Annotated in this window: 12 protein-coding genes; all 12 read left to right on the top strand. The window is 60.2% G+C overall.

Features of this window, described 5'->3' with window-relative positions; translation table 11 throughout:
- The coding region (locus ACI3K3_RS20145) for a helicase-related protein (RefSeq protein ID WP_404916931.1) at window positions 1-2365 on the top strand (2365 nt) is incomplete at its 5' end.
- Window positions 2366-2506: 141 nt separating this feature from the next.
- Window positions 2507-3082, top strand: a complete 576-nt coding sequence (locus ACI3K3_RS20140) for an SRPBCC family protein (RefSeq protein WP_404916929.1) — start codon at window positions 2507-2509, stop codon at window positions 3080-3082.
- Window positions 3082-4281: a zinc-dependent alcohol dehydrogenase gene (locus ACI3K3_RS20135; RefSeq protein WP_404916927.1), complete on the top strand. Its 1200-nt coding sequence runs from the start codon at window positions 3082-3084 to the stop codon at window positions 4279-4281. Before ACI3K3_RS20140 ends, ACI3K3_RS20135 begins: the two co-directional genes overlap by 1 nt.
- Before the next feature lie 10 nt (window positions 4282-4291).
- Window positions 4292-5089: an SDR family NAD(P)-dependent oxidoreductase gene (locus tag ACI3K3_RS20130; RefSeq protein ID WP_404916925.1), complete on the top strand. Its 798-nt coding sequence runs from the start codon at window positions 4292-4294 to the stop codon at window positions 5087-5089.
- Window positions 5090-5131: 42 nt separating this feature from the next.
- Window positions 5132-5419, top strand: coding sequence for a hypothetical protein (locus ACI3K3_RS20125; RefSeq protein WP_404916923.1), 288 nt, complete (start codon window positions 5132-5134; stop codon window positions 5417-5419).
- 69 nt (window positions 5420-5488) lie between these two features.
- Window positions 5489-6568, top strand: coding sequence for an IS630 family transposase (locus tag ACI3K3_RS20120; RefSeq protein ID WP_404916921.1), 1080 nt, complete (start codon window positions 5489-5491; stop codon window positions 6566-6568).
- A 582-nt stretch (window positions 6569-7150) separates the two neighbouring features.
- A complete protein-coding gene (locus tag ACI3K3_RS20115; protein WP_404916919.1) occupies window positions 7151-8044 on the top strand; it encodes an SDR family oxidoreductase in 894 nt (297 codons plus the stop codon).
- Between the two features lie 1529 nt (window positions 8045-9573).
- Window positions 9574-9978 (top strand): hypothetical protein, encoded by a 405-nt coding sequence (locus ACI3K3_RS20110; RefSeq protein ID WP_404916917.1) that lies wholly within the window; start codon window positions 9574-9576, stop codon window positions 9976-9978.
- A 288-nt stretch (window positions 9979-10266) separates the two neighbouring features.
- The gene (locus ACI3K3_RS20105) at window positions 10267-11469 is read left to right on the top strand and encodes a DUF2252 family protein (protein ID WP_404916915.1); all 1203 of its coding nucleotides are present in this window, start codon (window positions 10267-10269) and stop codon (window positions 11467-11469) included.
- 14 nt (window positions 11470-11483) lie between these two features.
- Window positions 11484-11978 (top strand): nucleoside deaminase, encoded by a 495-nt coding sequence (locus tag ACI3K3_RS20100; RefSeq protein ID WP_404916913.1) that lies wholly within the window; start codon window positions 11484-11486, stop codon window positions 11976-11978.
- A 115-nt stretch (window positions 11979-12093) separates the two neighbouring features.
- Window positions 12094-12654, top strand: coding sequence for a peptidase S14 (locus ACI3K3_RS20095; protein WP_404916911.1), 561 nt, complete (start codon window positions 12094-12096; stop codon window positions 12652-12654).
- A gap of 127 nt (window positions 12655-12781) precedes the next feature.
- Window positions 12782-13588 carry a response regulator gene (locus tag ACI3K3_RS20090; RefSeq protein ID WP_404916909.1) on the top strand — a complete coding sequence of 269 codons (807 nt, stop codon included), beginning with the start codon at window positions 12782-12784 and terminating at the stop codon, window positions 13586-13588.
- The last annotated feature ends 176 nt before the right edge of the window (window positions 13589-13764 follow it).

Genomic DNA, 13764 nt, shown 5'->3' with positions numbered 1-13764 from the left:
GGCGGGCAAGGCCTGGGCGCCGCCGCCGTTCGACGCGGACTTCACGGCAGTCCCGCGCTTTGCCGACGAGCGCTCGCCGCTCGCTGCCATGGCTCGCTTCGCAAAGCCGCTTCTGGCAGCCGGACGCAAGTTCGTACTGGCCGGCAACGCCCGAGACCTGCGCTTCCTGCGGGGCAGGATCGCCCGGCGCCTGGCGCTGGAAATCGTGGAGCTCAAAGCCTGGTCGGACCTGGATGAATTGCCCGCCGGCTGCGGGGGCAGCCTGATGGCTCCGGTCGACGCCGGATACGTCGACGAGCGCATAGTGTTCATCGCGGCGGCCGACCTCATGGGCAGTCGCGCGTTGATCGGCGATGGCAGCGCGGCCAGCACGAACCCTTGGCACATCGGCATCGACGTGCGCAGCGGCGACGTGGTGATCCACGAAGACCACGGCGTCGCACGCGTCCAGGGGCTGGAATCTTCGCCGGCTGACAGCGATAGCGGCGACCAGCCTTCGACCGAAAGAATCGTGCTGGAATATGCGGGCGGTGCCCGGCGTCTGATATCCGTCGACGAGGCTGACCGTATCTGGCGCTACGGTGCCGACGGCGACGCCGTGACTTTCGACAAGCTGGATGGTTCGTCCTGGCAAAAACGCCGTGCGACGGTAAACGCCGCGATCGAGGAGAGCGCAAAGGCTCTGACAACGCTTGCGCGCGAGCGCGAGACGCTGACGGCGCCGGTCATGGAACCCGACCCCGCCGCTTACGAACGTTTCGCCGGCGGGTTCCCCTTCAACGAGACGGCCGACCAGGCCCGGGCCATCGCAGCCGTCCGAGACGATCTGTCGAGCGGCCGACCGATGGACCGGCTGATCATCGGCGACGTGGGCTACGGCAAGACGGAAGTCGCTCTGCGGGCCGCCGCACTGGCCGCGCTGGCCGGCTTCCAGGTCGTGGTTGCCGCACCAACCACCGTGCTCGTGCGGCAGCATCTCGAAACGTTCCGCCGTCGCTTCGAGGGGACGAAGATCGAGATCGTCGGCCTGTCGCGGCTCAGTACCGCTGCGGAAAGGAAGGCCGCAAAGGCCGGGCTTGCCGATGGGTCGATCGATATCGTCGTGGGTACCGGAGCGGTGATGGCGAAAGGCGTGAGCTACGCCAGGCCGGGGCTGGTGATAATCGACGAAGAACAACGCTTCGGTGCCGCCGACAAGGCCCGTCTGCGCGGCTTGGGGACCGTCCATATCCTGAACCTCAGCGCGACGCCGATCCCGCGCACCTTGCAGGCGGCGCTCGTGGGCCTTCAGCAGATGTCGGTCATTGCCACGCCTCCGGCCCAGCGGCAGCCTATCCGCACCAGCATCGGCGAGTACGACGATGTACTGATCCGCACCGCGCTCACCCGTGAAAAGGCCCGGGGAGGCCAGAGCTTCGTGGTCGTGCCGCGTATAGAGGACATGGCGAAGGTCGCCGAGAAGATACGACGTGCTGCCCCCGATCTGACCCTGGTCCAGGCGCACGGGAAGATGTCGCCCGGCGAAATCGACGAGGTAATGGTTGGGTTTGGCAATGGGCGGGGGGATATCCTGCTGGCGACCAACATCATCGAAGCCGGCCTCGACGTACCGCGCGCAAACACCATGATCGTCTGGCGCGCGGATCGCTTCGGGCTGGCACAACTGCACCAGCTGCGCGGCCGTGTCGGGCGCGGCAATCGGCGCGGGCAAGTCATCCTGCTGATCGAAAGCAAGAACGCGATCGGCGCGCGCACGCTCAAGCGCCTGCGCACGCTCGCCACCTTCGACCGGCTGGGCGCCGGGTTCGCGATCAGCGGCCAGGACCTGGACATGCGGGGCGCGGGCGATCTCGTGGGCGAGGACCAGGCCGGGCACATGAAGCTGATCGGCGTCGATCTTTACCAGCACCTGCTGCGCATCGCGCTGCAGGCCGCCCGCGGCGAGAATGCCGAGCGATGGAGCCCCGAACTCAACCTGGGTGCGACCGGCGCCGTTCCTGAGAACTGGATACCGGGGGCGGACGTGCGACTGTCTCTCTATGTCCGGTTGGCGCGCATCGAGACCGACGATGCGCTCGATACTTTCGAGGCCGAGTTGCTGGATCGCTTCGGATCGCTCCCAGCCGAAGCGGAACGGCTGCTGGCCCATGCCCGCATCCGTCTTGCCGCGCGGGCATTGCTGATCGCGCGCATCGATGCAGGCCCGGCGGCGATAGCCTTCACGCTGCGCCCCGAATGCACGATCGAGGTCGGGGCGGCGGGTTTTATCGAAAAGAACGGGCGCTGGATCCTGTCCCAGCCCCTTGCCTGCGACGACGAGCGCATCGCGCGGATCGAGAGCATTCTCGATACCCTCGCGACCTGACCGACCGTTGCGACAGAACGTTTCCCTGACGAGATTACCCAGCCGCATTCCAGGGTCTTTATGCGCATTGCCGTCGTTTCATTTTTGAAAGCCGCCCTATTCCATGGACGGGCGGCATATCCAAGCAGATGGAGAGCAGGAATGGCACGCCTGAATGACGACGCTCCGCCCACGACATCCAAATCCCAAACGACGCGCGATAGCGCACTCCAGGCGTTTCCGGAAACGCGAGGCGACACATTGATCGGGCGGACAGTGACGATTAACCGGCCCCGCGCAGAACTGTACGAATACTGGCGCGACTTCGCGCGGCTTCCCACTTTCATGGAAAATGTTGTGCGGGTAGACGTGCCTTCGCGTGAACTGTCCCATTGGGTGGTGAAGGCCCCCGGCGGCAAGACCGTCGAATGGGACGCCCGCATTACCGAGGAAAGGGACGGGGAACTCATCGCCTGGGCCTCGTCCGGGGATGCCGACGTCCCCAACAGCGGCCGCATCGAATTCCGCGATGCCGGGACTCGCGGCACGATCGTCACCGCGACGATCGTCTACGACCCGCCAGCCGGGGTCTTGGGCAAGCTCATCGCCAAAATGTTTCAGCGCGAACCCGCCATCCAGGCGCGGCGCGACCTGCGGCGCTTCAAACAACTGATGGAAACCGGCGAAGTCGCCACCTCGTCGCGCACCCGCGCGCAGCTCGAAGAGGAGAAGGCCTGATGCGCGCACTCACCTGGCACGGCAAGCATGACGTCCGCGTCGACACGGTCGACGATCCCGAAATCCTCAATCCGCGCGATGCGATCATCAAGATCACCTCGACCGCGATCTGCGGCTCCGATCTGCACCTATACGACGGCTACATTCCCACGATGAAGGCCGGCGACATCCTTGGCCACGAGTTCATGGGCGAAGTCGTGGAGACGGGCCCCGGATCCACGCTGGTCAAGGGCCAGCGCGTTGTCGTTCCCTTCACCATCGCCTGCGGCAGCTGCTACCACTGCGGCAAACACCAGTATTCCGCCTGTGACAACGGCAACCCGGCCGACAACCAGGACATCGGCATGGAGCTGTACGGGCAGCCGATGTCAGGTCTGTTCGGCTACAGCCACCTTACCGGCGGCTACGCGGGGGGCCAGGCGGAATACGTGCGCGTACCGTTCTCAGACGTCGGTCCGATCGTCGTGCCCGAAGGGCTGGACGATGACGAGGTTCTGTTCCTTTCCGACATCCTGCCCACTGGCTGGCAGGCCGCCGAAAACGCCGACATCGAGCCAGGCGACACCGTCGCTGTGTGGGGCTGCGGTCCGGTCGGGCTGTTTGCGGTTCAGTCGGCGTTTCTGATGGGGGCGGCGCGGGTGATCGCCATCGACCATTTCCCCCGCCGCCTGGAACTGGCGCGAAAATTCGGCGCGCAGACCATCAACTTCGAGGAATCGAAGACGTACGAGGCGCTGATGGAAATGACAGGCGGCATCGGGCCGGACGCGGTGATCGACGCGGTGGGGCTAGAGGCGCATGGCTTCTTCGTCGATAACGTGGTCGACCAGGTCAAGGCTTCGCTGTTCCTGGGCACCGACCGTATCCACTCGATCCGCCAGGCCATCGTCGCCTGCCGCAAGGGCGGCCGCGTCTCGATGCCGGCGGTCTACGGCGGCATCGTCGACAAGTTCCCCCTCGGCGCCTTCATGGAAAAAGGCCTGACCCTGAAGACCGGGCAGACCAGCGTCCAGCATTACATGCCGGGCCTGCTCAACGCGATCGTCGAGGGCAAGATCGACACAACTTTCCTCATTTCGCACCGCATGAGCCTGGAGGATGCCCCCAAGGGCTACAAAATGTTCCACGACAACCAGAACGAAGTCACCAAGGTCGTACTCAAGCCTGGCTTCACCGAAACCGCCGTCGCGGCCGAATAGGACAAGCAGCATGGCAGACAAATTCGCAATCATCACCGGTGCCTCCACGGGCATCGGCTTCGAACTGGCAAGCATTGCCGCAGAGAACGGCTATGACCTGCTGGTCGTTGCCGACGAAGGGCTGATCGAAGCGGCCGCCCAGGACTTTCGCCTACACGGAGTCTCGGTAGCCGCGGTCCAGGCCGACCTGTCGACCCTGGAAGGCGTCGATGCCCTGCTTGCCGCCGCCGGGGGTCGCCGTATCGATCTTCTTTGCGCAAATGCGGGCCGGGGCCTGGGGCATGGTTTCCTGGACCAGAATGTCGCCGACTGGCGCCGAGTGGTAGATACCAACATTACCGGCACTCTCTATCTGCTTCAGCAAGTGCTCAAGGGTATGGTGGGGCGAGGCGATGGCAAGGTGCTGATCACCGGGTCCATCGCCGGCTTCATCCCGGGCAGTTTCCAGGCAGTTTACAACGGCACAAAAGCGTTTGTGGACAGCTTCGCCGACGCGCTGCGCAACGAGATCAAGGAGGTGAAAGGTGTGACGATCACCACCCTGATGCCCGGCCCAGTCGAAACCGAGTTCTTCGATCGCGCCGACATGCTCGACACGAGTGTGGGCGCGTCAGAGAGCAAGAGCGATCCAGCCGACGTCGCCCGCGACGGATGGAACGCGATGATGAACGGCGATGCGCATATCGTCTCGGGATGGAAGAACAAGATCCAGGCGGCAATGGCGCACGTGACGCCGGCCGCAGTTCTCGCAGAGCAGCACCGGAAGATGGCGGAACCCGGCTCGGCCAACGATGACGGACCGCGATAAGGAAATGCCCGCGCCGAACTTTGCTAACCAAAGGATAGAGACATGAACTCCACGATAGAGCGCACATTCTCCAGTCGACGCGAAGCGGAACTGGCTGTTGAACGATTGGTCCAGGAACACGGCTTTGAACGAACCGATGTGTTTATCTCGTCGGCAGGCAATGAAAACAGCGCGGGTAATACGCCCAGTGGCGGCGATACCGCAACGCATCTGGAACCGCAGCGCACCGACGCACCGCTGTCCGATCCGATATCGGTCTCGGTTGACGTCAACGACGACTCGCGCGTGGCCATTGTGAACCGGGTGTTCGACGAAATTGCCGCTGGCTAGTGGATTGATCGGAACGAATGAGTCCGCTTGAGGGATTCCCATGCTTTCGGTGCCATGCAAGGATGCAGCATGCGAACGGGTATCGAGATCGAGATCACTGCACGGGACACGAAGCGGCTTGAGGCGATTGTTGCGGCGCGGGGTTCGCCGCAGAAGCATGTTTGGCGGGCACGCATCATTCTCCTGACGGCTCGGGGCCTGGGCACCCAGGCGATCATGATGGCGACGGGCAAATCCAAGACGTGCGTATGGCGCTGGCAGGAAAGGTTCATGGCCGAAGGCGTAGATGGGTTACTGCGCGACAAGACCCGCCCACCGGGGATTGCGCCTCTCGAGGCTGCTTTGGTTGACAAGGTCGTGAAGCTGACGCTGGAGACGCCCGGCCACGAGGCTACCCATTGGACGGTGCGCGCGATGGCTAAAGCCGTTGGTATCGCGGCGTCATCGGTCGTGAAAATCTGGCACGACCACGGTCTGGCGCCCCATCGTTGGCGCAGCTTCAAGCTGTCGAACGACAAGGCTTTTGCCGAGAAGCTTCACGATGTCGTCGGGCTTTACGTCTCACCGCCTGCGCACGCGATCGTGCTGTCAGTCGATGAAAAGAGCCAGATCCAGGCGCTCGACCGGACCCAACCGGGCTTGCCGCTGAAGCGCGGTCGCGGCGCGACCATGACACACGACTACAAGCGCAACGGGACGACGACCCTGTTCGCCGCGCTCAATGTCCTGGATGGCTCGGTGATCGGCCGCAACATGCAACGGCACCGGCATCAGGAGTTCATCCGGTTCCTGAACACGATCGAAGCCCAGATGCCCGCTGACAAGGCCATCCACGTCATCCTCGACAATTATGCGACCCACAAGCAGCCCAAGGTCCGCGCCTGGTTGGTCAGACATCCGCGTTGGACCTTCCACTTCGTCCCGACGTCGTGCTCATGGCTCAATGCCGTCGAGGGCTTCTTCGCCAAGCTCACACGGCGGCGGCTGAAAAACGGCGTCTTTCATTCCGTCGTAGATCTGCAGGCAGCCATCAACCGCTTTATCAAAGAGCATAACGAAGATCCCCGACCCTTCATCTGGAAGGCGGATCCGGACGAAATTATAGCCGCTGTACGGCGCGGGCACCAAGTGTTGGAATCAATCCACTAGGATTATTCCGAATCGGCCCTAGCATAATACCAATATACGGCGATGAACATGATGCATAACGCTCAAATTTGTAAAGCAACAGCTTTTACGATCGCTTCCTGACCTCCGATACAAAATTCGGCCTTGTTACGACTTACGGAATCTTCCCTGTATCCGTGACATTCTCGCAGGTTGGGCAATATTCATTAATGCATAAGAGGATTTTCTCGCGTTTTACCTTTTTGAAGGCGGTAATGAGGCGTTTGCAGTCTGCTACCTGAGCGGACATGGGGCTGAAGGGGTTCCTATCACTCACTACCTTCGATGCTGATTAGTGATCCAGGGCTTTCGCTCGCTTTGCTTCATCGCGGCCAGCACCGCACCGCTTTGTCTTACAGGAACAGGGATGACTGGGCCTTTCATGGGCCTTTCATGGGCTGCGATCCGCTGCTTTAAAGAACTTCGCTCCGTCCTGATCGAGCTCGGAATCATCCCCTGCATCAAATCACTGCGGTCGGCCTGGAACCGAACCGCCGCTACGTCCTTAATTTTTTCGCATGCCCGCTTTTGCAAGAGCCAACAATCAAACAAGGAGGAGCAATCATGGCTGACCGCCTCGCACTTCAAGATCCCCGCTCGCAATATCCGCAGCCTCCGTTTCCTGAACAACCGCAGCCGGTCCCCGGCCGCGCCGCAGAAATGGATCCCAAGCCGGATCATGGGGAAGAGAGCTACGTCGGTGCAGGAAAGCTCATCGGACGCAAGGCGTTGATCACCGGCGGTGATTCCGGTATCGGGCGCGCGGCGGCCATTGCTTATGCGCGCGAGGGCGCCGATGTCGCGATCTCCTACTTGCCAAGCGAAGAAGCAGATGCGCAGGAAGTGATTTCCTATATCGAGGCGGAAGGCCGTAAGGCCGTCGCGCTGCCCGGCGACATCACCGATGAAGCTTGGAGCAGGCAGCTTGTCGAAGATGCTGTACGCGGACTTGGTGGCCTAGATATCCTCGTGATCAACGCAGGCCGACAGCAGTTCCGCGAAGACATCGGTGCGGTGAGCTCCGAAGACTTTGACAAGACGCTTAAAACAAACCTTTATGCACTTCACTGGATCGCGCAGGCCGCAGTGCCGCACCTACCAGCAGGAGCATCGGTCATCACCACCGCCTCGGTCCAGGCTTACGAGCCTTCGGACATCCTCCTGGATTACGCGACAACCAAAGCAGGCATCGTCGCCTACACCAAGGCCTTGGCCAAACAGCTGATCAAAAAGGGCATTCGTGCAAATGTCGTGGCGCCTGGCCCATTTTGGACCGCGCTTCAGCCGAGTGGCGGGCAGCCTCAGGAAAAGGTCGCTAAGTTCGGACAGCAAAGTCAGTTCGGCCGGCCCGGGCAGCCCGTAGAAATTTCGCCGATTTACGTGCTGCTCGCCTCTCAGGAAGGGAGCTATATAACTGGAGAGGTGTACGGCGTCACGGGCGGTGCCGGCATTGCCTGAAAAGCGGTGGTCGCCGGGGCGTCCGACCGCCCGGCTGCCGCCTTGACGCTCCGGTGCCGTTCCGCACGTGTGCACCTTCTGATCTTCATTGGGCTCGGAGCCGTTATGAACAAGTGGTGTCCGCGTTGCCGAGTGTGTTCCTGGCCGGAAATCCGACGAGATCGACAGTCATCTTGTGCCGGCAAGGACCGCGATGTCCAGTCGATGTCTCCGGGGCGGGACCACAGCATCAAGAGGACGGCCGGCTAGGGCTCGGGTTCAGTCGGTCTAGAGCGGGTTTCGGTCTGACCGCGTCAGCTCTAGTGCTCTATATTTGGTTTACTCGTTTTCCTAATCATCAGGTGATCCCGCCTTCCTGGAAAACGCTCAAAGTGCTGGCTTTAACCGCTATCTCAAGCGATCCTCATCGTCCCCCTCTACTGTGTACTCGCAACTTGGAAACGTCTCAAAGATACCGCTAAGATAAGCCTGCGCCTACCGGAGCTTCGGTAGGCGAAGTTCCATCGAATGTATCTTTGCTGGACGGCTCAGAAAATCGGGCGGGTACGCAAGCGCTTGACAAGTGGTCCTAATCCCCGGGCCGAAAGACCGACGTTCACCACGGGGGGCGATTGGTAGGAATGCTGGCCTCTTTTTTTTAAACTGCCGAGGTTGCCACGCGAGTGCAAGTCACCGACCGCAGTAAACCGCGGCAAATTTGATTGCTGGGAAAATCGATAGGCTCATTCCTTATAGATAGGCCGGCTTCCCGAACTTCAAGGTCTACCAAAACGGCGTCTCCTTGAACTGCGGCGCTTTTACCTTGGAACCAGTCGTGGTCTTATGAGGAGTTCTCGGGATAACGCGAAGAGCCATCCATAGGTGATAGCAGCCGAGATGAAGGCTCTCGGATCGCTGCGGAACCAGAGGATTGAGCCAATCATACCGCAGGCTGCGCCCTTGTCGCCGGGGACTTCGCCGGTGGTGTGCTCTGACACTCACCGGCGTCCCTTGGTGCGACCCGACGGGAATTGGAGCCCCTCCCTAGATACTTTCCCCGGCTATGTGAAATGGGATTTCGCGAAAGAGGCGATCGATTTTTCCACGATCTTGCGGAAAGCCACCAGGCAAAAAACGATCCGGCCGTGCGATATACGGGGCCGGGTCAGTTGTATAAAAAGGGCTCGCAAGAAGCTCGTCCCCCGGGTCGCAGCGATTTCGTGCCTCAAAATGCCTCGGTGAACAATGATCAAGGTTAACCTTTTTGCTCATCTGTTAGAGAATTAAACGGCTGTGACCATCCCGCCGGACAATATAGCACAGTCCGTTTCTGCGCGCACAGGCGGGCCAAACCAGTGACCGTTTTTTAGGGTATCGCGCTCCTCAGCCACCTTGGCCAATTCCCGCTTTAGCTGGCGGATCTCAGCATCCTTGCTGCTAAGCTGGAAAGTCGGTGAAACAGGCGAGGACATCACCCAGATCAATGTTGGCGGACTTTTCAGCATCGCTGACAGCTGGGGCCCTCGGGAGCCCGTTCCTCCGACCTCACGGTGTTCAGCAGTTTCCTTCATCGCACTATCGAAGTGAAGGCTGCGTACAACCAGAACCTCTCCGATTTCGCAGGGATTTTCGCTGGCGGCAATGCCATTCTCGCCAGCGGCGTCGCGGGGTCGATCCCATTGTCGACGGGCATGATTTGCGGCACCGCCCTGGCCCGAAGTTTCAATGTGCAGGTCAACGCGAACGGCGGTTTGTACTCCAAGTCGGCGATCCAGCGCTGCATCCTGCCACGAGGCATGTCCGCCGATGCCGCGAGCGCCGGCGCCGGCCTGAAGTTGACCCGCCCCGGTGCCGAGGCGCTGTTCATTCAGGAAGTCGGCCTGCGGCGTCCATCCTCATCCGGCAGCCCAGAACTCGCTGCGAGCCGACGCAAGCTACAGCGCCACACTTTATGACCGCGTCGATGGTGCCGGGCCGGAGCGCAACTGGTCGGCCTATGCTTTTGCGGATTATCAAGTGTAACAGCCCGATAAAACCATGGCTTACAAGGGCGTCTACCTTAGCGCCTCGGCACTTTTTGAGAAGGATACGGTCAACGTGCCCAAGCACAGTCATGTAATTTTCCTGAGGGGTAGCGCGTGAACGCGATGTGGGGCACCCATCTTGCAAAAATATAGACAGCAACGCTTCGTTACATTTTGCTTAGCGGCGGGTTTCCTCTCCTGAAGGAGCGCCCGTCCACTATGGCTAAAGTCCGATTTTCTGACCGCAGTACAATTTTGAATGCCACCCGCACCCTTAAAATGGCCCGGTCGGCGCATGCGTACGTCCGTGGCAATACGGCCAAGTTCTATGAGTGGCTGGAGGAATCCCAGGCTGCTCGACGTGTTCCTGCGGGGCCGCCGATTTGGATTTGCGGAGATTGCCATGTCGGCAATCTCGGCCCGATCGCGAACGCTGCGGGCCGTGTCGAAATTCAGATACGTGATCTGGATCAGGCTGTGATCGGCAATCCGGCACACGATCTTATCCGGCTCGGCCTGTCCCTGGCCACGGCCGCGCGCGGGTCAGATTTGCCGGGTGTTACCACTGCCCTCATGATCCAGGAAATGGTGGAGGGCTATGCCGCTGCCATGAATGATCCGACGAGCGGTGACCCTGGCATTGAACCCGAAGCGGTGCGCGCGGTGCGCCGCCGCGCTTTGGGGCGGCGCTGGCGGCACCTCGCGCGGGAAAGGCTGGACGATGTAGAGCCCAAAATCCCGTTAGGCCGAAAGTTCTGGGCCTTGAGCGACGACGAGCGGGTTAGCCTTACCGACCTGTTCAGTGACATCGATCTGGCGAAACGCATCTTGGCGTTCGATCATCAGGAAGAGGCTGAAGCCATCCATCTCATCGACGCAGCCTATTGGATGAAGGGATGCAGCTCGCTCGGACTGGCACGGTATGCCGTGCTGGTGGGCATTGAAGACAAAGGTGGCCGATCGTCTTATGCTTTGATCGACCTGAAGGAAGCGACCAATCCGCTTGCGCCTGCAGCACCGAACGCAACTTTGCCGCCAGACAATGCCGAGCGTGTTTATGCGGCAGCTAGGGCCTTATCGCCCAACCTCGGTGAAAGAATGATCCCGGTACATATGATGCGTCGATCGTTTTTCATCCGCGAGCTCACTCCCCAGGATCTCAAGATCGAAATCGATCAATTCAACGAAAAGCAGGCGGCTCGCGCGGCTCGCTACCTGGCGTTCGTGGTCGGTCGCGCTCATGCTCGCCAAATGGATCAGTCGACGCGTGAAGAGTGGGCGGACAAGCTCGACCGGGATCGGCGTTCAACCATCGATGCGCCGTCCTGGCTTTGGGAAAGCGTGGTAGCGCTGGCAGGCAGACATGAAGCCGGATATCTTGAGCATTGCCGCCAATATGCGCTCAGTTCCGTTGTTAAATAGCAGAGGAAAGGCCAATGCTGACAGATGAAGACGAGAAGTGGATGCGTTCGGCGCTTGAAATCGCGTCTGCGAAAGGCACTGATCCAGCGAGTTCGCCATTGGGCTGCGTCATCGTTCTTGATGGTCAGATGATCGGCGGCGAGCGCAACCAGACCCAGGAACTCCCGGATGCCACTGCCCATGCCGAAATGATGGCGATCCGCAGGGCCTGCGAAGACACCGGCGAAATGGAACTGCGCGGCGCTACCCTTTACTCCACGTTGCAGCCTTGCGGCATGTGCACCATGGCCTCCATCTGGTCGAAAGTTGGGCGGGTGGTTTATGGCGCTGGCCGCGAGGACGTGCATGCCATGTATTTCGAGGCAAAGCACATCAACACGCTCGACTTCATACAGGACGCCTATCGTGACGATATCGAGATTGTAGGGGGGTGCCTGCGCGAGGAGTGCGCCGCCCTCTATTATCCGCCAGATGCTAACTTGTCAGAGGAGCAGCAGGCAAATTTGTGAATGTTTGCGTCGCTGAAAAATTGGTGCCTGGTCAGTTAAACTCGCTGAGCGATGAAACGGTGATGCAAAAATTCGCGTTCTCGGTTCCATTCTCAAGGCGTGGAGCACCTTTCCCATGGATTTAACTGCAGCCGACTTCCTCAATCCGCCGATCCTGTTAGCCGGAGCGGTCGACTATAACATGTATCATTCCTTCCGCTCGCAGTTTTTGAGCGCGCCGCAGGAAGGTACCACGGTAATTGAACTCACCACGCTTGGCGGCGACCCGGAAGTGGCGCGCATGATGGGCGAGGATGTTCGCTTTCACAGCGAATTGCAGCCAAACAGGCGGCTCGTATTTCTAGGTAAGGCGGCGATATACAGCGCCGGCACGACCTTCATGAGTTTCTTTGCTCGAGAAAATCGCTATCTCACGAGAGGCGCACGGCTGCTCGTTCATGAGCGGCAGCTTTCTAAAACCATCGATCTGGCGGGTCCCCTCACCCTATGCCTGACCGAACTGAAGGCGACGATCAACGAGATTCAGACCTCGATAACCATTCAGGAAGAAGGATTTGCCAACCTCATCAGCGGTTCGAGCGTAACACTGGATCAGGTGCGGGAGGGTGCGGTAACAAATTGGTATGTCGAGGCTGAGGAGGCCAGGGCGCTAGGCCTGATACATGGCATTATCTAGGCGTTCCGATCGAAGGAATGCCAAAGGGGAATGGGGCTTACTCTGTAGACGTTTGTGTCAGTTGGCCAAGCGCTTCGGACCTCAGCCCTTCTCTGGCGCTGAGGGTTATCGGCGACTGAATAGACGAGTGAAACGGCCGCAGGTGGTCCGCCCATGCGAACCAGCGGAAAAGGCTTTGCTCAACCTGTGCATCGATGCTCGCGATGCAATGCCCTGCGGCGGCGGGCTCGTCGTGGAAACGGACAATGTGCACCTCGACGAGCATTACGCCATGGACCATCCGGGTCTGGCACCGGGCGATTACGTGGTTCTCAGTGTCAGTGATACCGGGATCGGCATGTCGGCCTCTACCCTCGAGAGGGTTTTCAAGCCTTTCTTCACCACGAAGCCGGTCGGCCAGGGTACCGGCCTTGGCCTGTCGATGATCTACGGGTTTGCCAGGCAGTCCGGCGGACATGTGCACATCTACAGCGAGCTGGGAGTTGGGACGTCCGTCAAATTCTTCATCCCTCGGTCTCACCAGGGCATCGAACCTGTTCACGCCCCGAAGACGAAAACCGTTGGCGGTCAGGGTGAGATGGTGCTGGTTGTTGAAGATGACCCGTCAGTCAGACTCATCGTCACTGAAGTGCTAGGCGAAATCGGTTATAGCGTCATCGAAGCGCTCTACGCTGCGAGCGCGCTCCCCATCCTGCAATCGAACAAAGATATCGATCTGCTCATCACCGATGTCGGCTTGCCCGGAACAAACGGTCGCCAACTCGCTGAAATCGCCCGTCAGACCAGGCCCGAGCTGAAAGTGCTTTTCATTACCGGGTACGCTCAGAATGCCGCAGTGCGATCAGGATTTCTGGACAAGGGCATGGACATGATGACGAAGCCCTTTGCCATGGATGCACTGGCAATGAAGATCCGCGATGTCTTCGATGGCTGAACTCGCCGACTAAGTGGCCGTGGAGCGCGTGATCTCGGTTTTCTGATAGCTGCCGGTGCACCAAATTGCAGCTGAACCTGAACGAAGTTTTATGGGCCAGAACGGGCCTACGGAAGCGCGTCCACGAAGGTCAGCTTATGCAGACCCCGGACATTCAGGATTGTAGCGATGTAGGC

The sequence above is a fragment of the Novosphingobium sp. ZW T3_23 genome, from assembly GCF_044987305.1.
Classification (GTDB): Bacteria; Pseudomonadota; Alphaproteobacteria; order Sphingomonadales; family Sphingomonadaceae; genus Novosphingobium.
Note: the sequence above shows the minus strand (reverse complement) of the source record. Positions and strands in the feature narration are given on the sequence as shown.

What these genes read in the sequence shown, in the direction of transcription:
- ACI3K3_RS20140 (WP_404916929.1), top strand. Translation starts at nt 2,507, where the DNA reads ATGGCACGCCTGAATGACGACGCTCCGCCCACGACATCCAAATCCCAA.
- ACI3K3_RS20135 (WP_404916927.1), top strand. Translation starts at nt 3,082, where the DNA reads ATGCGCGCACTCACCTGGCACGGCAAGCATGACGTCCGCGTCGACACG.
- ACI3K3_RS20130 (WP_404916925.1), top strand. Translation starts at nt 4,292, where the DNA reads ATGGCAGACAAATTCGCAATCATCACCGGTGCCTCCACGGGCATCGGC.
- ACI3K3_RS20125 (WP_404916923.1), top strand. Translation starts at nt 5,132, where the DNA reads ATGAACTCCACGATAGAGCGCACATTCTCCAGTCGACGCGAAGCGGAA.
- ACI3K3_RS20120 (WP_404916921.1), top strand. Translation starts at nt 5,489, where the DNA reads ATGCGAACGGGTATCGAGATCGAGATCACTGCACGGGACACGAAGCGG.
- ACI3K3_RS20115 (WP_404916919.1), top strand. Translation starts at nt 7,151, where the DNA reads ATGGCTGACCGCCTCGCACTTCAAGATCCCCGCTCGCAATATCCGCAG.
- ACI3K3_RS20105 (WP_404916915.1), top strand. Translation starts at nt 10,267, where the DNA reads ATGGCTAAAGTCCGATTTTCTGACCGCAGTACAATTTTGAATGCCACC.
- ACI3K3_RS20100 (WP_404916913.1), top strand. Translation starts at nt 11,484, where the DNA reads ATGCTGACAGATGAAGACGAGAAGTGGATGCGTTCGGCGCTTGAAATC.
- ACI3K3_RS20095 (WP_404916911.1), top strand. Translation starts at nt 12,094, where the DNA reads ATGGATTTAACTGCAGCCGACTTCCTCAATCCGCCGATCCTGTTAGCC.